Below are 18,479 nucleotides of genomic sequence, written 5' to 3' on the forward strand. Positions count from 1 at the left end.
GGACCCTGTTCGCCCAGATGACCCTGGAGGAGAAAGTCGCCCAGCTCGTGGGCTACTGGGTCGACCAGGGCGGTGAGGTCGTGGCCCCGCTCGCCGGGGAGATGGGCTCCTCGACCCGGTATGACGAGGCGACGGTGCACGGGCTCGGGCATCTCACCCGGGTGTACGGCACCCGCCCGGTGCACCCGGTGGAGCGGGCCGAGTGGCTCTGGGCCGAACAGCGCCGGCTGAAGTCGGAGACCCGGCTGGGCATCCCCGCCATCGTGCACGAGGAGTGCCTGACCGGCCTCGCCGCGTGGAAGGCCGCGACCTTCCCCACCCCGCTCGCCTGGGGCGCCGCCTTCGACCCCGGCCTGGTCGAGCAGATGGGCGGCCTGATCGGGCAGTCGATGCGTGAGCTCGGCATCCACCAGGGTCTCGCGCCGGTGCTCGACGTGATCCGCGACCCCCGCTGGGGCCGCGTCGACGAGTGCATCGCCGAGGACCCGTATGTGGTGGGCACCATCGGCACCGCCTACGTCACCGGGCTGCAGGCGGCCGGGGTGCACGCCACCCTCAAGCACTTCGTGGGCTACTCGGCCTCGCAGGCCGGCCGCAACCACGCTCCGGTGCACGCCGGACGGCGGGAGATCAACGACGTGTTCCTGCCGCCGTTCGAGATGGCTGTGCTCGACGGCGGGGTGCGCTCGGTGATGAACTCCTACGCCGAGATCGACGGCGCCCCGGTGGGCGCCACGCCGGAATACCTCACCGAGATCCTCCGCGACCACTGGGGCTTCGACGGCGTCGTCGTCTCCGACTACTTCTCGGTGGCGTTCCTGCACCTCATGCACGCTGTCGCCGCCGACAGGGGAGAGGCCGCCGAGCTTGCCCTGGCCGCCGGGATCGACGTGGAACTGCCGACCGGGGATGCGTTCCTGGCGCCGCTCCTGGACCGGATCCGGGCCGGGCAGACCGACGAGGCGCTCGTCGACCGCGCCGTGTTGCGGGTGCTCGCGCAAAAGGAAGACCTGGGCCTGCTCGATGAGACCTTCAGCATGGCGCCCACCGAGGTCGACCTCGACTCGCCGGAGCACCGCCGGGTGGCGCGGCTGCTGGCCGAGGAATCGCTGATCCTGCTGACCAACGACGGGGTGCTGCCGCTTCGCTCCGGCGACGGGCCGCTGCCGCGCACGATCGCGGTGCTCGGGCCGAACGCCGACTCCACCGAGGCGCTGATGGGCTGCTACTCGTTCGTGAACCACGTTCTCGCCCACCACCCGGACGTGCCGGCCGGGCTGAACATGCCCACAGTGCTCGACGCCCTGCGCGGCGAGCTGACCGGCACCGAGATCCTCTACGCCGCCGGCTGCACGGTCGAAGGCACCGACACGGCCGGTATCGCCGCCGCCGTCGCGGCCGCCCGCGCCGCCGATGTGGCCGTGGTCGTGGTGGGTGACCGCGCCGGCCTGTTCGGCCGCGGCACCGTCGGCGAGGGCAACGACGTGGAGAGCCTGGAGCTGCCCGGCGTGCAACGCGAACTCGTCGAAGCCGTGGTGGCCACGGGCACCCCCGTCGTGATGGTGCTCATGACGGGCCGGCCCTACGCCGTGGCCTGGGCGGTGGACGGCCCGACCGCCCCTGCGGCGCTGCTGCAGGCGTTCTTCCCCGGCGAGGAGGGTGGCGTGGCTATCGCTTCGGTGCTCTCCGGCGCCGTCTCGCCCACCGGGCACCTGCCCGTGTCGTTGCCGCGGTCGGCGGGCGCGCAGCCGTACTCCTATCTGCACCCGATCCTCGGCGGGCCGAGCGATGTGACCAGCGTGGACAGCACCCCGGTGCTGCCGTTCGGGCACGGCCTGGCCTACACCACGTTCGAGCGCACGGCACTGGATGCCGATGACACGGTGGCCGCCGGCGGCACGTTCTCGGCGAGCGTGCGCATCCGCAACACCGGTGAGCGGGCCGGCACCGACCTCGTGCAGTTCTACGCCAGGGATATCCACGCGAGCGTGACCCGGCCGGTGGCCCAACTGCTTGGCTACCAGCGGGTCGAGCTCGAACCGGGCGAGGAGGCCCTGGTGCGCTTCGAGGTGCCGACGACCCGGCTGGCGTTCACCGGACTGAACCACGAGCGGATCGTGGAGCCCGGCGCCGTTCACCTGTGGGTCGGCTCGTCCTGTGCCGCCCAGGAGACCGAGGCGGAGATCAGTATCACCGGGGCGGTGCACCGGGTGACGTTGGCCGACGCCCGGCTGGTGCAGAGCTCGGTCGAGCGGCTGGTGGAGCCCGTGCGGGATGCCGAGGTGGTGCCGGCGTAGCCCGGTGCGCGGGTAAGGCGCCGATGCGCGGGTGGCGCGCCACCCGCGCATCGGCGCGCCACCCGCGTATCGCGGATCGCACGTCGGCGAGGGCAGGAGAAGGGGCAGGCCACCCCGATGACGGCCCGCCCCATGCGGAGGTGCTTCGGGTGTGACCTCGGTCGGGCCCTATCAACGGTGCCTCAGGGTCACACTTCGGGGAACACCCCCGTATGGGGGGATACTAGCCCCGAATTCACGGCTTCGTAAGGCCGGGCCGGCACTGAATGCGAAAGGAGAGGCTCGCGGTTTGGCAGGATGTTCTGACAGACGTCGCGGTGCGCCCCGGGAACCGGTGCGACGCGGCGCGGGGACCAGGGGAGTGACATGACGAGGCAGCCATCCGAGGCGGAATCCGCTCGGGCTGTGCGGGTGCGCGGGGTACGGCAGCGTGGGCCCGCGTCGCCCGCTGCTGCGGCCGACCTGGCCGGGGTGGCCGCGGCCGCGTGGGCGGTGGACGGCGACGCCGCCCGCGCCATCCGGTTCGCCCTCGACACGGCACCGAAGCTGCCGATGCCGGGCTCGGGCCGCACGATCGAGCTGTTCGACGCACTGGCCACAGTGGCCGCGGCCGACCTCACGGCCGCCCGGGTGATCGAGGCGCACGCCGATGCGCTGAGCATCCTGCACCAGGCCCCTGCCGGGTCGGTACCCGCCGGTCCCTCAGCATCCGCAGAGGCCAGCTGGGGCGTCTTCGCGGCCGAGGGTCCCGCGCAACGGCTCGACGCGACCCGGCAGGGCGACGTCTGGGTTCTGCACGGCCGGAAGCCCTGGTGCTCGCTGGCCGGGTCACTCAGCCACGCCCTCGTCACCGCGCACACCACGCCCGAGGGGGCGACGCCCGCACACCGCCGGCTGTTCGCCGTCGACCTGCGCCACCCCGGCGTCGCCGTGCACGACGGCGCCTGGGTCGCCACCGGCCTCACCCAGGTGTCCAGTGGCCCGGTGGACTTCGCCGCGGTTCCGGCCGTGCCGGTCGGCGCCGACGGCTGGTACCTCAGCCGGCCCGGCTTCAGCTGGGGCGGCATCCAGGTTGCGGCCTGCTGGTGGGGCGGCGCCGTCGGCGTGGCCCGCCGGCTGCGCGCCGCGGCGGGCAGCCGGGAACCCGACCAGATCATGCGTGCGCACCTCGGCGCGATCGACCTGGCCCTGGCGGCCGCCGGCGCAGCGCTGGCCGATGCGGCGGCCGCGATCGACGCCGGCGAGGCCGCCGGCGAGGCCGTCGGCGCGGACGGATCCCTGCTCGCCGCCCGGGTGCGCGGACTCGTCGCCCGCAGCGTCGACGAGGTGCTGACCCGGGTCGGGCACGCGCTCGGCCCGGCGCCGCTCGCCCTCGACGCCCGGCACGCCCGCCGGGTCGCCGACCTCACCCTGTACGTGCGGCAGCATCATGCCGAACGCGACGATGCCGCGCTCGGCGCCACCCTGCTCGACGAGGAGAGCACGACATGGTGACCTTCACCCACAACGGCGACGGAACCAGCGAAGAGGTGTGGCAGGGGGCCGACTGGGCGGCGCGCGCCCGGCCGCTCACTCTGTCTGGGTGCGACCGGCTCGTGGTCGTCGCCGCCCACCCCGACGACGAGTCCCTCGGCGCCGGCGGCCTGATCGTCGCGGCCGCGGCTCAGGGGATCCCGGTCACGGTGATCGTGGCCAGCAACGGTGAGGCCTCGCACCCGCACTCCACCACCACCACACCCGCCGGCCTTGCCGCGGTGCGCCGCACCGAGGTGGTGGCAGCCGTGCGCGCGCTGACGCCGGCGGCGCGCATCCGGCTGCTCGACCTGCCCGACGGCCGGCTCGCCGCCCACCGCACCGAGCTGGCCGACGCGCTCCGGGCCGAGGCGCGGGCGGATGAGCCCGAGCGCGCCACCGGGGTGTGGCTGGTCGCCCCGTGGCGGAGCGACGGGCACCCCGACCACACCGCGGCCGGCGAGGCTGCAGCGCTCGTGGCCGGCCTCACCGGCGCCCGGCTGCTGGAGTACCCCATCTGGGCCTGGCACTGGTCGACCCCGGCGGATGCCGTCTGGCCGGTCGGCGACGGCGCGGAGGCGCTGTACTCGATCGCCCTCGGCGCGGCGGGTCATGCGCGCAAGAGCGCCGCGATGGCCGCGCACGTCAGCCAGGTACGCCCGCTCTCGGCCCTCCCCGGCGACGAGGCCATTGTGCAGCCGGGTTTCGCCGCGCACTTCGAACGATCCTGGGAGATGTTCCTGGGGGCGGCGCCCTCGATCACGCGTGCACCCGACGCGGCCGCGCCCGGCCGTGCCGCGCCCGATGATGCCGCGCCCGATGATGCGGCGGCCGACAGCCTGACAGCCGAGTTCTTCGATGAGTTCTACGCCGGGTCGCATGACCCGTGGGGCTTCGAGACCCGCTGGTACGAGTCCCGCAAACGCGCAGTCACTTTGGCCGCCCTGCCGTTGGCGCGTTACACCGCCGCCCTCGAACTGGGTTGCTCGATCGGGGTGCTCAGCCGGGAACTCGTCGACCGGTGCGACACCCTGCTCGCCACCGACATCGCCGAACAGCCGCTCGAGGTGGCCCGCCGCCGGCTGGCCGGCCTTCCCGGCGTCACCGTGGAACGTCGCACCCTGCCGGCGGAGTGGCCCGACGGGAGTTTCGACCTGGTGGTGCTGTCGGAGATCGGCTACTACTGTTCACCGGCCGATCTGGGGCTGCTGCTCGAGCGCTGCCGGCAGAGCCTGCGTCCGGGGGGATCCCTCGTGGCCTGCCACTGGCGGCACCCGGTGGGCGAGTACCCGCTGGGCGGAGACGACGTGCACGCCGCGCTCGCCGCGCTGCCCGGCCTGGAGCGCACAGTGCAGCACCTGGAACGGGACTTCGTGCTCGAGGTCTACGAACCGGCGCCGGCCCGCTCGGTGGCCGAACGGGAAGGCCTGCTGCCGTGAGCATACGGATCGACAGCGTGATCGTGGTCGTGCCCGCTCGCAACGAGGAGAGCCGGCTGCCGCGCTGCCTGGCCGCACTGGCCGACGCCGTCGCGGCCGTGCGCGAGGAGTTCGGCGGTGACGCCCCCGCCATCTCGGTGCTCGTGGTGCTCGACCGGTGCACCGACGGTTCGGCCGAGGTCGTGGCCCGGTGGCCCCAAGTCCAGGCGCTGGCGAGCGACGCAGGGTCGGTCGGCTCCGCCCGACGACTCGGGGTGTCCCGGCTGCTGGCCGGCGCCGTTCCCGAGCACACCTGGGTGGCGACGACGGATGCCGATTCCGCCGTGCCCCGCCGCTGGCTGAGCGTGCAGCTGGCGCTCGCCGAGGCCGGCACCGAGCTGCTGCTGGGCACGGTGCTGCCCGATGCCGAACTGCCCGCGGCCGACCGCACCCGGTGGCACGACGAGCACACCCTGGTGGACGGGCATCCGCACGTGCACGGCGCCAACCTGGGGGTGCGGGCGGACCGCTACCTCGCCGCCGGCGGATTCAGCGACGTGGACTCCGACGAGGACGTGCTGCTGGTGCAGGCGCTGCGCGCCCTGGGGGTGCGCGAATGCCGCACGGCCCTAATCCCGGTGCTCACCTCCGGCCGGCTCGATGGCCGCGCGCCCGGGGGATTCGGCGGGTACCTGGCCGAACAGGTGGCGGCGAACGGCTGAACCGACCGGTTGAACCGGTCGGTCAGACCGTCGGGACGATGACCTGGGTCAGCTCGGGGCGCTTGGGCGGGCGGCCGTCGCCGGAGGACCGGCCGGTGAGCCGGCGGCCGATCCAGGGCAGCACATAGGCGGCGTAGTACGCCGCGGTGTCCTGGATGCGTTCGCGCGGCGGGGCCTCGCCGGCCTCGCCCTGCGCCCAGCCGGCCGGGATCGGCACGTTCAGGGCGCTGAGCACGTTCGTGGCGACCCTGGTGTGCCCGCAGGCGTTCAGGTGCAGCTTGTCGGCCGACCAGAACCGGCTCTGCGACAGGTCGGTGTCGACCCAGTTGTCGACCAGGGTGACGCCGGGCTTGCCGAAGGTGTCCCTGGCGGCCTCGGCGAGCTTGTCGCCGCGCTTCTGCATGAGCGAGCCCAACGGCAGGTGCCTGGACGGGTTACCGCCGCTGAGCACCACCACGTGGATGCCGTCGGCCACGGCCTTCTCGACCACGTGGTCGAGCAGGTCGATGACGTAGGAGATCTCGACCCGGGGCCGCATCATGTCGTTGCCGCCGCCGCACACCGTGAGCAGGTCGGGCCCCAGCGCCAGGGCCGGCTTCAGCTGTTCGGTCACGATCGGTCCGAGCAGCTTGCCCCGGATCGCGAGGTTCGCGTATGACACCGGCTCTGGGGTCGCCGCGGCCAGCCCGAGCGCGACGAGGTCGGCCCAGCCGCGTACCTGGCCGTCGGGCAGGTCGTCGCCGACGCCCTCTGTGAAGCTGTCGCCGATCGCCACGTAGCGGCGATAGGGCTGGTTGCCCGGCTGCGGCGTGCTCTGGTGCGGAGCGGGAATGGCGTTCGTGGGTTACTCCTTGGGGAGGTTGAGCCGGGTCACGATGGCGTCGCGGGCCTGCTGCGCGGCGCGGCGGACGTCCTTGTCGGGGTCGCGCAGACGCACCGAGATGGTGGGGATGTCCTGCTCGCGGCCCTGCAGGGCGAGGGCGTTGAGGGCGGCGACGCGCACGCGGGGCACCTCGTCTGTGGTGGCCTTCACGAGCTTGGGCGCAACATCCAGCTTGCGGAGCATGACGACCTTCGCGCACATCTCGCGGATGCGCCAGGCCTCGTTGTTGAGGCCGACGACCACGTAGGGGGCAGCGGAGTCGTTCCAGACGTGCAGCAGGGCGCGGGCGCCCCACAGCTCGGGCCAGTACAGGGCGGGGGCACCCTCGAGGATGCCGAGAGCGTGCCGGCCGCCCACATAGAGCAGGAAGTCCTTGCCGGCGTTCTTGCCGCGCATCAGGGCGACGGAGTGGTCGACGACGACGGACTCGCCGTAGTGCTCGACGGCCTTCGCGAGGCGTTCGTCGGTGGGCAGGTCGATCGGAAGATCGGGGTGGGGGGTCAATTTGTTATGCATAACGTGTCCACGTTATCCCTCACAGCGGGCCGCCGACGAATGCATTCGCCAGTCGGCGTGGGCAATCGGGGGCTCTGGGGTACCTGAAACATTCCGTCACAGTGATTTGGTCTCCGGCGTTGCGGTTGACACACTCGGAAGCACTGCGGTAATAGGCCGCCGCGAACCCTCAGGACCACCGTGATATCCGTACAGAATGTTTCCAAGACCTTCCGCTCAGGGGGCACCGTCACCGCTGCCCTGCGGGAGGTGTCCCTCGAGGTGGCCGAGGGCGAGATCTTCGGCGTGATCGGCCAGAGCGGTGCGGGCAAGAGCACCCTCATCCGCGCCGTCAACCTGCTCGAACGCCCCGACTCCGGCACCGTGACCGTCGACGGCGACGAGCTCACCGCCCTCTCGCCGGCCGCGCTGCGGGCCGCCCGCCGCAAGATCGGCATGGTCTTCCAGCACTTCAACCTGCTCGCCGGGCGCACGGTGCGCGGCAACGTGGAATTGGGCCTGGAGATCATCGGGGTCGACGGCGAGACCCGCCGGCGCCGGTCGCTGGAGATCCTTGAGCTGGTCGGCCTGGACGACAAGGCCGGCGCCTATCCTGCCGAACTGTCCGGCGGGCAGAAGCAGCGGGTGGGCATCGCCAGGGCGCTGGCCGGCAACCCCAAGGTGCTGCTCTCTGACGAGGCCACCAGCGCGCTCGACCCGGAGACCACCCGGTCGATCCTGGACCTGGTGAAGAAGATCAACACCGAGCTGGGGCTGACGGTGCTGCTGATCACGCACGAGATGGATGTCGTCAAGCGCATCTGCGATTCCGCCGCGCTTATCGAAGACGGCCGCATCATCGAGCAGGGCCGGATCGTCTCGCTGATCTCCACGGCCGGGTCCCGCCTGGCGCACGAACTGTTCCCGCTCGGTGATGCCCCGTCGCTGCCGGGCGACACCGTCATCGACATCACCTTCAGCGGCGGCTCCGCCGACCGCCCGGTGATCGCGCAGCTGGCCCGCACCTACGGCCTGGACGTGTCGATCCTCGGTGCCGCCATCGAAACCATCGGCGGAAACCAGGCCGGTCGCACCCGCCTGGCGCTGCCGGGCAGCCCGGCCACCAACGCCAGACCTATCGAGGACCTGCGCAGCCAGGGCATGCTCGTCGAAATCGTGGGGGAGTAACTTGTGATCGATCCATCCGCACCCGGCTTCTGGGCCGGCTTGTTCCAGGTGTTGCTCGTCGGCACCGGCCAGACCCTGTATATGGTCGGCGTTTCGCTGTTCATCACGATCATCGTGGGCCTGCCGCTGGGCATCCTGCTCGTCGGCACCGAGCCCGGCGGCCTGTTCGAGAGCCCGTTCGGTTCCCGCAAGCTCGGCCGGGTGATCAACCGGGTGCTCGAGTTCGTGGTGAACCTGGGCCGGAGCGTGCCGTTCATCATCCTGATGGTCGCCCTGATCCCGTTCACCAGGCTCGTGGTCGGCACCTTCATCGGCCCAACAGCCGCCATCGTGCCGCTGGCCGTCGTGGCCATCCCGTTCTTTGCCCGGATGGTGGAGATCGCCATCAAGGAGGTCGACACCGGCCTGATCGAGGCGGCGGAGTCGCTCGGCGCGACCCGCTGGCAGATCGTCTCCAAGGTGCTCGTGCCCGAAGCGCTCTCGCCGATGATCCTGGGCCTGTCCACCACGGTGACCTCGATCATCAACTTCTCGGCCATGGTGGGCACCGTCGCCGGCGGTGGCCTCGGCGATGTGGCCGTGCGCTACGGCTACCAGCGCTACAGCACCATCCACATGGTCGCCGTGATCATCGTCATCTTCGTGATCGTGATGGTGCTGCAGGGGCTGGCGACGTTGCTGGCCAAGCGCTTCGCCCACAAGTCCCGGCCGTCTCGCGCCGAGCCGACCACGTCCGCATTGCGCGCCAGCGTGATGACCGGCGCCGGCTGACCTGCACGCACTCTTTCTTACCCAGCCCCTGAACCCCACCCGGCCGCACCGAAGTCAGCATGACGGCGCGGCCACCACCCCACCACCACCACGAGAAGAGCCCTCCCATGCAGTTCACCTCCCGCAGCACGCGCCTTGCTGGTGCCGCCGTTGCTATCTCCGCCCTGTTCGCCCTCACCGCCTGCGCGGGAACGGCCGACGAACCTGCCGCGACGCCCGCTGCCGCCGGTGACGACCTGGGCACGATCACCGTCGGCGCGCTGGCCACGCCGGCCGGCGACATCCTCAAGTTCGTGCAGGACAACCTCGCGGCCGACGCGGGCCTGAACATCGAGTTCCAGGAGTTCACCGACTACAACACGCCGAACGTGGCCCTGTCCGACGGTTCGATCGACGCCAACCTCTTCCAGAACGCCACCTTCCTGGAGACCTACAACACGCAGGCCGGCGGCAACCTGGTGAGCGTCGGCGAGATCTACCTGCCGAGCGCCGCGTTCTACAGCGACACCGTGAAGTCGCTCGACGACCTCAAGGACGGCGCCACCATCGCCATCCCGAACGACCCGACCAACGAGGGCCGCGCGCTCAAGATCCTCGCCGGCGAAGGCCTGATCGAGACGACCGACGAGCCCACGTCGATCGCCGACATCACCGACAACCCCAACAAGTACGAGTTCCAGGAGATCGAGAACGCCACCCTGCCGCAGGCCGTGCAGGATGTTGACGCCGCGTTCGTCACCATCTCGTTCGCGCTGCCGGCCGGCCTCACCGCCGACCAGGCCATCCTGGTCGAGGGCAAGGACAGCCCGTACGCCAACGTGCTGGCCACCACGCCCGAGCTCGAGAAGGACCCGCGCGTTCTCAAGCTGAAGGAACTGCTGCTCTCCGACGAGACCCAGGCCTACATGGAAGACACCTGGGGCGGACTGGTCATCCCGTCCGTCTGATCTCTTCCCTCCCAACAGGCTCGACCACAACCGTGGTCGAGCCTGTTCGCGTTCAGTGGCGGGGCGTGTTCGAGACGGCGTCGATGTCGAGTTCGAACGCGGAGGCGTGTTCGTACGGGCCGTAGCTGTCGATCTCGACGAAGCCGAGCCCGCGGTACAGCGCCAACGCCTCCGGCTGCGCGAAGCCGGTCTCCAACCGCACGGTGCGGTAGCCGAGCTGCCCGGCCAGGCCGGCCAGTTCCCGCAGCATCCGGATCGCGTGGCCCTGGCGGCGATAGTCGGGGTTCGTCCACATCCGCTTCACCTCGACGGTCGTCTCGTCGATCCGACGGATGCCGCCGCCGGCCACTGTCGTACCGCCGTCGACGAGCACCACGAACGCGCCGGTCGGCGACTCGAACTCGCTGGCCGCGACATCCAGCACCGAATCACCGGCGCCGTGTCCGTACCGGGTCTCGTATTCTTGGCGGAGGCCGGTGAGCAGGGGGACGACCTCGGGGTCGGTCAGGGCGACTTGTACATAATCCACTGGGCCAATTCTGCCCCAGCGCGCCGCCGGCGACAATTCCGGGTGCGCGCGCGGTGGGAGCCGGCCACCCGGGCCCGCGACGGGTTGCGCTGCGCAAGTACACTCGGTACGTGTCTGTGAATCCAGCAATCCAGGGCCGGGTCTTTCCCGCCGTGCCGCCGTATCTCGTCGGCCGGGAGAAGGTGCGCGAATTCTCGCGTGCCGTCTTCGCGACCAATCCGATCAACTTCGACCCTGAAGCCGCCCGTGCCGCCGGGCACAGTGACATCGTCGCGCCGCCGACGTTTGCCGTGGTGGTGCAGGAGGCGACGTTGGCCCAGCTGCTCGCCGAACCCGACGCCGGAATCGACTTCACCCGGGTGGTGCACGGCGACCAGCGTTTCAGCTACAGCCGCCCGATCGTGGCCGGTGACGAGCTCACCGCCACCCTTACCGTCGCCAGCGTGAAGAGCCTCGGCGGCCACTCGATGGTCACCGCGGAGTCCACCGTCGTCGACGCATCCGGAGCCCACGTGGTCACCGCCACGTCCACCCTCGTCGTCAGGGGAGACGAATGACCATCAGCGCACCCGTCACGCCCAGCCTCGACACCCTCACTCTCGGCGACATCGTCGCCGAGAGTAGCTTCCCGCTCACCAGGGATTCCCTGGTGCGCTACGCCGGCGCATCCGGCGACTTCAACCCCATCCACTACCGCGACGACGTCGCCCACTCGGTGGGGCTGCCCGGTGTGCTCGCGCACGGCATGCTCACCATGGGCCTGGCCATCCAGCCCGTCGTGGACTGGGCCGGCGACCCCGCCAGGGTGCTCGACTACCAGGTGCGGTTCACCCGGCCGGTGCCGGTGGACCCCGATCTCGGCGCCGTGATCACCGTGGTCGCCAAGGTCGGCGCGCTCGACGCCGACGCCGGCGTCGCCAGGATCGACCTCACCGTCACCTTCAACGCCGTGACGGTGCTCGGCAAGGCGCAGGCGCGCGTCTTCCTCGCCTAGGACCCCATGACCGAGCCTTTCCTCGCGCCCGTTCCGCCCACCTTCGCCGAACTGACAACGCTGCGTGTCGGCGGCGCCCCGGCGCACCTCGTGGCGCCCGTCGACGAGGCCGGTCTCATCCGGGCGGCTCTGGACGCCTGGGGCTCCGACGAACCGTGGCTGCTGCTGGGCGGCGGCTCGAACACCGTCGCGCCGGATGCGGGCTTCGACGGCATCGTCATCCACGTGGTCACCCGGGGCGTCGAGGTGCTCGCTCCGGCCACCGAGGCTGTGAGCGAGACCGTCACCGAGCCCGGCACCGACACGGGTGTCGACGGCCGTGCGGTGCGCATCCGGGTGCAGGCCGGCGAGCCGTGGGACGACCTCGTCGCCCTCACCGTGGCCAACGGCTGGGCCGGTATCGAAGCGCTCTCCGGCATCCCCGGCACCAGCGGTGCGGCCCCAGTGCAGAACATCGGCGCCTACGGCCAGGAACTGGCCGACAGCCTGGCCGCGATCGACTTTCTCGACTACGAGACCGGCGAGGTCGAGCACCTCAGCGCCGCCGAGCTGGGCCTGGGCTATCGCACCTCGGTGCTCAAGCAGGGCCGCCGGGGCGTGGTGCTGGCCATCGAACTCGACCTGCGCGACATGTCACCGCAGGCGGCCGTGCTCGGCAACGCCCTGAGCCGACCCGTGAACTACCCGCAGCTGGCCGGCGCCCTCGGCGTGCAGCTGGGCGACCGGGTGCCGCTGGCCGACCTGCGCGAACGGGTGCTCGGGCTGCGCGCGAGCAAGGGCATGGTGCTCGATCCCGCCGACCCCGACACCTTCAGCGCCGGCTCGTTCTTCACCAACCCGATCGTGACCGAGAGCTTCGCCCGCACCCTGCCCGCGGATGCTCCGCGCTGGAAACAGGCCGACATCGAGCTACCCGACCGGGTGATCCCGCTCGACGAGTACGCCGGTGTGGGGCCGATTCCCGGTGCAGAGGTGCTGCGCACCGTGAAGCTCAGCGCCGCCTGGCTGATCGAGCACTCCGGCATCGGCCGCGGGTTCCGGCTGCCCGGCTCCGCCGCCGCAATCTCGAGCAAGCACACGCTGGCGATCACCAACACGGGCGGCGCCACCGCCGATGAGATCGGCCAGCTGGCCCGGTACGTGCAGCAGCGGGTGCAGGCCGACTTCGGCGTCATCCTGCAGCCCGAACCCGTCTTCGTCGGCTCCAACCCGCTCTAACGCCGCCCGGGCGCCCGCCCCCCCCTGCCGCCTGGGCGTCGCCCGTCGCGAGTTGCTTCATAAGTCCCCTTCCCGGCGCCCCAAGGGGGGTTTTGCGGCAAGTGAGCGCATCCTGCTCTCGCGAGTTGCTTCATAAGTCCCCTTCGGAGCGTCCCATGGGGGTTTTTGCGGCAAGTCGGCGCGGGGTGGGCCGCTGCAGGCGGGCGGCCGGGCGGATGCCTCAGAGCAGGCGCAGCTCCATGGCGAGGGTGACCGCACGGGTGCGGTCGTCCACGCCGAGCTTCTCGAAGACGTGCAACAGGTGCGTCTTCACGGTGGCCTCGCCGATGAAGAGCGATCGGGCGATCTGCGGGTTGCTCTGGCCGGCGGAGACCAGGCGGAGCACCTCGAGTTCGCGGGCCGACAGCCGGGGCGTTGGCGTGGCATCCGTGCGCACCCTCTGCACCAGCCGGGCGGCGATCACCGGCGCCAGCACGGTCTGGCCGCCGGCCACCGAGCGCACGCCCTCGATGATCTCGGCCTGCGGCGCGGCCTTGAGCAGGTAGCCGCTGGCGCCGGCGGCGATGGCGCCGAGGATCTGGTCGTCGGTCTCGTAGGTGGTGAGGATCAGCACCCGAACGGCCGGGTTGTGCGCGAGGATCGCGGCGGTCGCCGCGGCGCCGTCCAGGTTCGGCATGCGGAGGTCCATCAGTACGAGGTCGGGGCGCAGCTGCTCGGCCAGGAGCACCGCGGCGGCCCCGTCGGCCGCCTCGCCGACCACCTCGATGTCGTCGGCCTCGCCGAGCAGTCCCACGATGCCGCCCCGCACGATCGGATGGTCGTCGGCGACCAGCACCAGGATCATTCGCGGACTCCCGCGACGGCGGGCAGTGCCGTCGTGGCCGCCACAGTCGGTCCGGAGAGCGGCAGGGTCACCCGGAGGGTGGTGCCGTGCCCGCCGGTGCCGCAATCGGCGGCGCCCTTGGTCACGACGCCGGCGATAGGGTCGGTGCCTGACGGGGTCTCGCCGACGGCGATCCGGTCGGTGCGCGACGGGGCCGCGCCGGTGGCGACCTCGAGGCTCCCGCCGACAAGGGCGAGCCTGTCGCGCATCCCGGCCAGGCCGAAACCGTGTTCGGTGTCGGGGGTGTAGTCGCCCAGTCCCCGGCCGTTGTCGGAGACGGTGAGGACGATGTCGGGGCCGGTTCGCTCGATGTCGATCCGGGCGGCTCCGGCGCGGGAGTGCTTGCGCACGTTGGCCAGGCCTTCCTGAGTGCAGCGCAGCAGCACGACCTCCAGGGCGCGGTCGAGCACGGGCACGGTGTTGTCGTCGGCGTTGCCGAGTCCGTCGAGGTGGACGCGCACCAGGATCCCGGTTTCGCGTTCGAAGCGCTCGGCGAGCCGGGTGAGCGTGTGCGTGAGGTCGCCGTCGCCCACTCGGGCCGGCGCCATGGAGGCCACCAGAGCGCGCGCCTCGGCCAGGGCATCGCGGCCGGTGGCCTCGATGAGGTCGACGCTGTCCGCGGCATCGGAGGTGTCGACGGGTAGGGAATCAAGTTCGCGACGGGTGCGCTGGGCGAGCATTACCAAGCTGGTCAGGCTCTGCGCGATGGTGTCGTGGATCTCGCGGGCCAGGCGCTCCCGTTCGCTGGCGCTGCCGGCATCCCGGTGCATCAGGGCAAGTTCGTCCTGAGCCAGGGTGAGCTTCTCCACCAGCCGGCGCTGCTCGGCGCCGGCGGTGGCGATGCGCGTGATCCAGGTTCCCATGGCCAGGGCGAACACGAGTGAGATCGTCTCGATGGCCACGGCCTGGGCGGCGGCGTCCGGTGTTCGCCCGCTGCCGATCCAGAGGCCCAGTCCGCTCACGACGGTCAGGCTCGTGCTGAGCACGGTGGCGTGCCGGCATGAGTCGGCCAGGGCCCAGATCAGCGGGAAGACCAGCGTCTGGAGGGTGGCCATGTTCGGGTCGAAGGAAGTGGCGACACCGCAGCCGACAATGAGGGCGATGCGCAGCGCCCGGGCGGAGCGCGCGTAGGTCACGTGATCGAAGCCGGAAGACCCGCGGTCGCCGGACACGGGTTGGGGGCGCAGCATCCGCCGGCCCCAGACGATGTAGGCCAGCCCGACCGCCGCGAGTGACAGCACGGCTCCGGTGGTGCTCGCGGCGTGCGTGGCCGAGCCTTCCAGCGCGATTGCCGCGAGGACGATCAGGGAGCCGGCGATGATCAGGTCCCACCACCGTCTGGCATTCATGCGCCAAGCATCCCATGCCGCAGCGGGCACCTGCGGCAGGGACGTGCGGCGCACTCAGGCGTCCTTGCGGATCCAGCGGAAGCTCAGGCGGCTGCCGACAAGTCCCACCACGAGCCAGATCAGGAGCGCGAGCAGCACCAGGTCGAGGTCCCAGGCGCCGTTCTGCTCCTGGTCGGCGAAGCTGTCGGGCAGGAACACCGCCCGCATACCCTGAGCCATCCACTTGAGCGGGAACAGCCCGGCGACGTTCTGCATCCACTCCGGCAGGGCGTTGAACTGCAGGTAGACGCCGGAGATGAACTGCAGCACCAGCACGATCGGGATCACGACCGCCGAGGCGCTGCGGCCCGACCGGGGCAGCGCCGAGAGGGCGATGCCCAGGAACGCGCAGGTGATCACGCCGAGCAGGAACACCCAGGCGAAGGTGAGCCACTTCTCCGGTTCGGTGGGCAGGGCGATGTCGAAGACGAACCTGGCCACCAGCAGCAGCAGCACGGCCTGCATGATGCCCGTGACGAGCACCTGCCCGATCTTGCCGATGAAGTAGCTGAGCGGGGAGAGCGGGGTTCCGCCGAGGCGTTTGAGGGTGCCGTCACCCTTCTCGCCGGCAATGTCGATGGCGAGGTTCTGCAGTCCGGAGAGCAGCATGCCCGCGGCCAGCATGCCGGGCAGGTAGTACGCGCCCACGCTGATGCCGCCCGAGCCGTCCGGGTTGGTGCCGATGTTGCCGGATGCGCTGAACGCGGCCGTGAAGATGCCCAGCATGATGAACGGGAACAGGAAGGTGAAGAAGACGGTGTCGGTGGAGCGGAAGTAGAGCCGGATCTCGAACCCGATCCGGGACAGGCCCAGGGTGAGCAGGCCGCGTCTGGCGGTGCGGGCCGGCCGCGTGGGCGTGGTGGTCAGGACCGTGCTCATGCGAGTACCTCTGTCTTGTCGGTCGCGGTGAGGGCCGCATGGTTGCGCACCAGGCCCAGGTAGATGTCCTCCAGGCTGGGGCGGATGACCTGCAGTTCGGCGGGTTCGCCACCTGCGGCAGCGGCCAGCTCGGCGACGAGCTGGGCCGGTGCATCCGTTCGCTTCTCCCGGTGCACGCCGGACAAGTCCCGCCAGCGGACCATCGGGGTGCGGGCGGCCGGGCCGCCGAGCTCGTCGATGGCGCCGATGTCGATGAGTTTGCCGCCCACGATGATGCCGGCTCGGTCGCTCAGTTCAGCGGCCTCGTCGAGATTGTGGGTGGTCAACAGGATGGTGGTGCCGTCGCATTTGAGATCGCGGATGAGGTCCCAGAACTGATGCCGGGCCTCCGGGTCGAATCCGGTGGTCGGTTCGTCGAGGAAGAGCAGTTCGGGCCGGCCGATGATGCCGAGCGCCACATCCACCCGCCGTTGTTGACCGCCGGAGAGCCGGTGGATGCGGGTCTTGGCCTTCGCCTCGAGCCCGACGGCGGCGATGACCTCGTCGACCTGGCGCGGGTTCGGGTAGAGCCCGGCGAAGTGCCGCAACTGTTCGAGCACGGTGGCGTTGCCGCTCTCGCCGCTGGACTGCAGCACGATGCCGATGCGCGCCTTCCAGTCCAGGCCCGCGTGCTGCGGGTCTTCGCCGAGCACGGTCACGTCGCCCTCTGAGCGGTCGCGGTAGCCCTCGAGGATCTCGATGGTGCTGCTCTTGCCCGCCCCGTTCGGGCCGAGCAGGGCGAAGGTCTCGCCGGGCAGGATGTCGAAGCTGATGTCGGACACCGCGTCGAAGTCGCCGTAGGACTTGCTCAGCCGTGCCACGCGCACCGCCGGAGTGGGAGTTGTCATGCACTCAGACTCGTCCCAGAACCCGCCCGGGGCAACACCCATCCGGCCGACGGGTCTATCCACCGACCGGTGGACCCGCGACCCGTGAGAAGAGCCCCGAAAAGGTGCGCTTTTCGGGGCTCAGCTCACGGTTCGCGGGCTACGCGAAGAGGGATTGGAGGCGGCGGATGCCTTCTAGGAGGGCCTCGTCGCCCAGGGCGTAGGACAGGCGCAGGAAGCCGCTCGGGCCGAAGGCCTCGCCGGGAACCGCGGCGACCTCGGCCTGGTCGAGGATGAAGTCGGCCAACTCGAGCGACGAGGTCGGCGTGACACCGTTCCAGGTGCGGCCGAGCAGCCCGGTGACGTCGGGGTAGACGTAGAACGCGCCCTGCGGGGTGGGCGTGCGGATGCCGGGGATCTTGTTGAGCTCGGCGACGATCAGCTTGCGGCGGCGGTCGAAGGCGACGCGCATGGTCTCGGCGTCGTCCTGCGGGCCGTTCAGCGCGGCGATGCCGGCGCGCTGCGAGATGTTCGACACGTTGGAGGTGAGGTGTGACTGCAGGTTGGCCGCGGCCGTGATGGCGTCCTGCGGTCCGACCATCCAGCCCAACCGCCAGCCGGTCATGGCGTAGGTCTTGGCGACACCGTTCACCAGGATGGTGCGGTCGGCCAGGGCGGGAACGGCCTCGACGATCGAGACAGCGCGCACGCCGTCGTAGGTGAGGTTCTGGTAGATCTCGTCGCTGATCACCCAGAGGCCGTGTTCCTCGGCCCATTCACCGATGGCACGGGTCTGCTCCTCGGAGTAGACGGCGCCGGTGGGGTTGGACGGTGAGACGAAGAGCAGCACCTTGGTCTTCTCGGTGCGAGCGGCCTCGAGCTGTTCGACGGTGACGAGGTAACCCTGGTCGCTGCCGGCGAACACGTCGACGGGAACACCGCCGGCCAGGCGGATGGCCTCGGGGTAGGTGGTCCAGTACGGCGTGGGCAGCAGCACCTCGTCACCCGGGTCCAGCAGGGTGGCGAAGGCCTGGTACACGGCCTGCTTGCCGCCGTTGGTGACGAGCACCCTGGATGGCGGAACGGCCAGGCCGCTGTCGCGCAGGGTCTTCGCGGCGATGGCCTCGCGCAGCTCCGGGAGTCCGGCGGCCGGGGTGTAGCGGTGGTTGCGCGGGTCCGTCACGGCGGCCAGGGCGGCCTCGACGATATGCGGCGGCGTGGGGAAATCGGGCTCGCCCGCGGCGAAGCTGATCACCGGCCGCCCGGCCGCCTGCAGCGCCTTGGCCTTGCCGTCGACCTTGAGGGTCGCGGACTCCGCGATAGAGCCGATTCTGGTGGAGATCCGTTTGATGTCGTGTGCCACGCTACGAGCATACGGGGGCTGCAATGCAGTGGGAACAGGGACCCTGGCTTTACAGGGCCCCCGCCGTGACCTAGACTCGATCCGGTAGTTGAAATCTGCCAAGCTTTTTTGCGCCTGTTTTGGTCA

At 70.8% G+C, this 18,479-nt stretch carries 18 protein-coding genes; 10 read left to right on the forward strand and 8 right to left on the reverse strand.

The genetic code is table 11. The annotated features are described in order from the left end of the window. Window positions 1-17: 17 nt before the first annotated feature. The 4 genes from BJQ94_RS01500 (at window position 18) to BJQ94_RS01515 (ending at window position 5,949) form a co-directional block, all read left to right on the forward strand. Entirely contained in the window at window positions 18-2,297 is a 2,280-nt protein-coding gene (locus BJQ94_RS01500) for a glycoside hydrolase family 3 N-terminal domain-containing protein (protein WP_265400728.1), read from the forward strand. Window positions 2,298-2,663: 366 nt separating this feature from the next. Then, window positions 2,664-3,791 (forward strand): acyl-CoA dehydrogenase family protein, encoded by a 1,128-nt coding sequence (locus BJQ94_RS01505; protein ID WP_265400583.1) that lies wholly within the window; start codon window positions 2,664-2,666, stop codon window positions 3,789-3,791. Next, complete coding sequence (locus tag BJQ94_RS01510; protein WP_265400584.1) at window positions 3,785-5,248, forward strand: bifunctional PIG-L family deacetylase/class I SAM-dependent methyltransferase; 1,464 nt, start codon at window positions 3,785-3,787, stop codon at window positions 5,246-5,248. Before BJQ94_RS01505 ends, BJQ94_RS01510 begins: the two co-directional genes overlap by 7 nt. Next, window positions 5,245-5,949, forward strand: a complete 705-nt coding sequence (locus BJQ94_RS01515; protein ID WP_265400585.1) for a glycosyltransferase — start codon at window positions 5,245-5,247, stop codon at window positions 5,947-5,949. The genes BJQ94_RS01510 and BJQ94_RS01515 overlap by 4 nt, the downstream gene beginning before the upstream one ends. A gap of 22 nt (window positions 5,950-5,971) precedes the next feature. Here BJQ94_RS01515 and BJQ94_RS01520 read toward each other — a convergent pair whose 3' ends face one another. Beyond that, window positions 5,972-6,724 (reverse strand): SGNH/GDSL hydrolase family protein, encoded by a 753-nt coding sequence (locus tag BJQ94_RS01520; RefSeq protein ID WP_265400586.1) that lies wholly within the window; start codon window positions 6,722-6,724, stop codon window positions 5,972-5,974. Window positions 6,725-6,793: 69 nt separating this feature from the next. Further along, on the reverse strand, window positions 6,794-7,348 hold the full coding sequence (locus BJQ94_RS01525) for a HEAT repeat domain-containing protein (RefSeq protein ID WP_265400587.1): 555 nt from the start codon (window positions 7,346-7,348) through the stop codon (window positions 6,794-6,796). A gap of 180 nt (window positions 7,349-7,528) precedes the next feature. Here BJQ94_RS01525 and BJQ94_RS01530 point away from each other — a divergent pair, with 180 nt between their 5' ends. The 3 genes from BJQ94_RS01530 to BJQ94_RS01540 all read left to right on the forward strand — a co-directional run bounded on the left by BJQ94_RS01530 (window position 7,529) and on the right by BJQ94_RS01540 (window position 10,233). Continuing rightward, window positions 7,529-8,515, forward strand: coding sequence for an ATP-binding cassette domain-containing protein (locus BJQ94_RS01530; RefSeq protein WP_265400588.1), 987 nt, complete (start codon window positions 7,529-7,531; stop codon window positions 8,513-8,515). Between the two features lie 3 nt (window positions 8,516-8,518). After that, window positions 8,519-9,286 carry a methionine ABC transporter permease gene (locus BJQ94_RS01535; protein ID WP_265400589.1) on the forward strand — a complete coding sequence of 256 codons (768 nt, stop codon included), beginning with the start codon at window positions 8,519-8,521 and terminating at the stop codon, window positions 9,284-9,286. A gap of 107 nt (window positions 9,287-9,393) precedes the next feature. Further along, a complete protein-coding gene (locus BJQ94_RS01540; RefSeq protein WP_265400590.1) occupies window positions 9,394-10,233 on the forward strand; it encodes a MetQ/NlpA family ABC transporter substrate-binding protein in 840 nt (279 codons plus the stop codon). A gap of 52 nt (window positions 10,234-10,285) precedes the next feature. On the opposite strand, the gene BJQ94_RS01545 is transcribed toward BJQ94_RS01540, so the two are convergent. After that, window positions 10,286-10,762 carry a GNAT family N-acetyltransferase gene (locus tag BJQ94_RS01545; protein ID WP_265400591.1) on the reverse strand — a complete coding sequence of 159 codons (477 nt, stop codon included), beginning with the start codon at window positions 10,760-10,762 and terminating at the stop codon, window positions 10,286-10,288. Window positions 10,763-10,872: 110 nt separating this feature from the next. Between BJQ94_RS01545 and BJQ94_RS01550 the strand changes: the two genes are divergently transcribed. From BJQ94_RS01550 to BJQ94_RS01560, 3 genes are read left to right on the forward strand one after another with little or no spacing between them, the layout of a single operon-like run. Next, the gene (locus BJQ94_RS01550; RefSeq protein ID WP_265400592.1) at window positions 10,873-11,319 is read left to right on the forward strand and encodes a MaoC family dehydratase N-terminal domain-containing protein; all 447 of its coding nucleotides are present in this window, start codon (window positions 10,873-10,875) and stop codon (window positions 11,317-11,319) included. Further along, window positions 11,316-11,756 carry a MaoC family dehydratase gene (locus BJQ94_RS01555; RefSeq protein WP_265400593.1) on the forward strand — a complete coding sequence of 147 codons (441 nt, stop codon included), beginning with the start codon at window positions 11,316-11,318 and terminating at the stop codon, window positions 11,754-11,756. The genes BJQ94_RS01550 and BJQ94_RS01555 overlap by 4 nt, the downstream gene beginning before the upstream one ends. Before the next feature lie 6 nt (window positions 11,757-11,762). Continuing rightward, window positions 11,763-12,974, forward strand: coding sequence for a UDP-N-acetylmuramate dehydrogenase (locus tag BJQ94_RS01560; RefSeq protein WP_265400594.1), 1,212 nt, complete (start codon window positions 11,763-11,765; stop codon window positions 12,972-12,974). A 220-nt stretch (window positions 12,975-13,194) separates the two neighbouring features. On the opposite strand, the gene BJQ94_RS01565 is transcribed toward BJQ94_RS01560, so the two are convergent. The 5 genes from BJQ94_RS01565 to BJQ94_RS01585 form a co-directional block, all read right to left on the reverse strand. Next, window positions 13,195-13,818: a response regulator transcription factor gene (locus BJQ94_RS01565; RefSeq protein WP_265400595.1), complete on the reverse strand. Its 624-nt coding sequence runs from the start codon at window positions 13,816-13,818 to the stop codon at window positions 13,195-13,197. Further along, complete coding sequence (locus BJQ94_RS01570) at window positions 13,815-15,206, reverse strand: sensor histidine kinase (RefSeq protein ID WP_265400596.1); 1,392 nt, start codon at window positions 15,204-15,206, stop codon at window positions 13,815-13,817. Before BJQ94_RS01570 ends, BJQ94_RS01565 begins: the two co-directional genes overlap by 4 nt. A gap of 54 nt (window positions 15,207-15,260) precedes the next feature. Then, window positions 15,261-16,124, reverse strand: coding sequence for an ABC transporter permease (locus tag BJQ94_RS01575; RefSeq protein WP_265400597.1), 864 nt, complete (start codon window positions 16,122-16,124; stop codon window positions 15,261-15,263). Further along, the gene (locus tag BJQ94_RS01580) at window positions 16,121-17,011 is read right to left on the reverse strand and encodes an ABC transporter ATP-binding protein (protein WP_265400598.1); all 891 of its coding nucleotides are present in this window, start codon (window positions 17,009-17,011) and stop codon (window positions 16,121-16,123) included. The genes BJQ94_RS01575 and BJQ94_RS01580 overlap by 4 nt, the downstream gene beginning before the upstream one ends. Window positions 17,012-17,150: 139 nt before the next feature. Next, window positions 17,151-18,353, reverse strand: a complete 1,203-nt coding sequence (locus BJQ94_RS01585; RefSeq protein WP_265400599.1) for a pyridoxal phosphate-dependent aminotransferase — start codon at window positions 18,351-18,353, stop codon at window positions 17,151-17,153. Window positions 18,354-18,479: the final 126 nt, after the last annotated feature.

Source organism: Cryobacterium sp. SO2, assembly GCF_026151165.2.
Taxonomy (GTDB): Bacteria; Actinomycetota; Actinomycetes; order Actinomycetales; family Microbacteriaceae; genus Cryobacterium.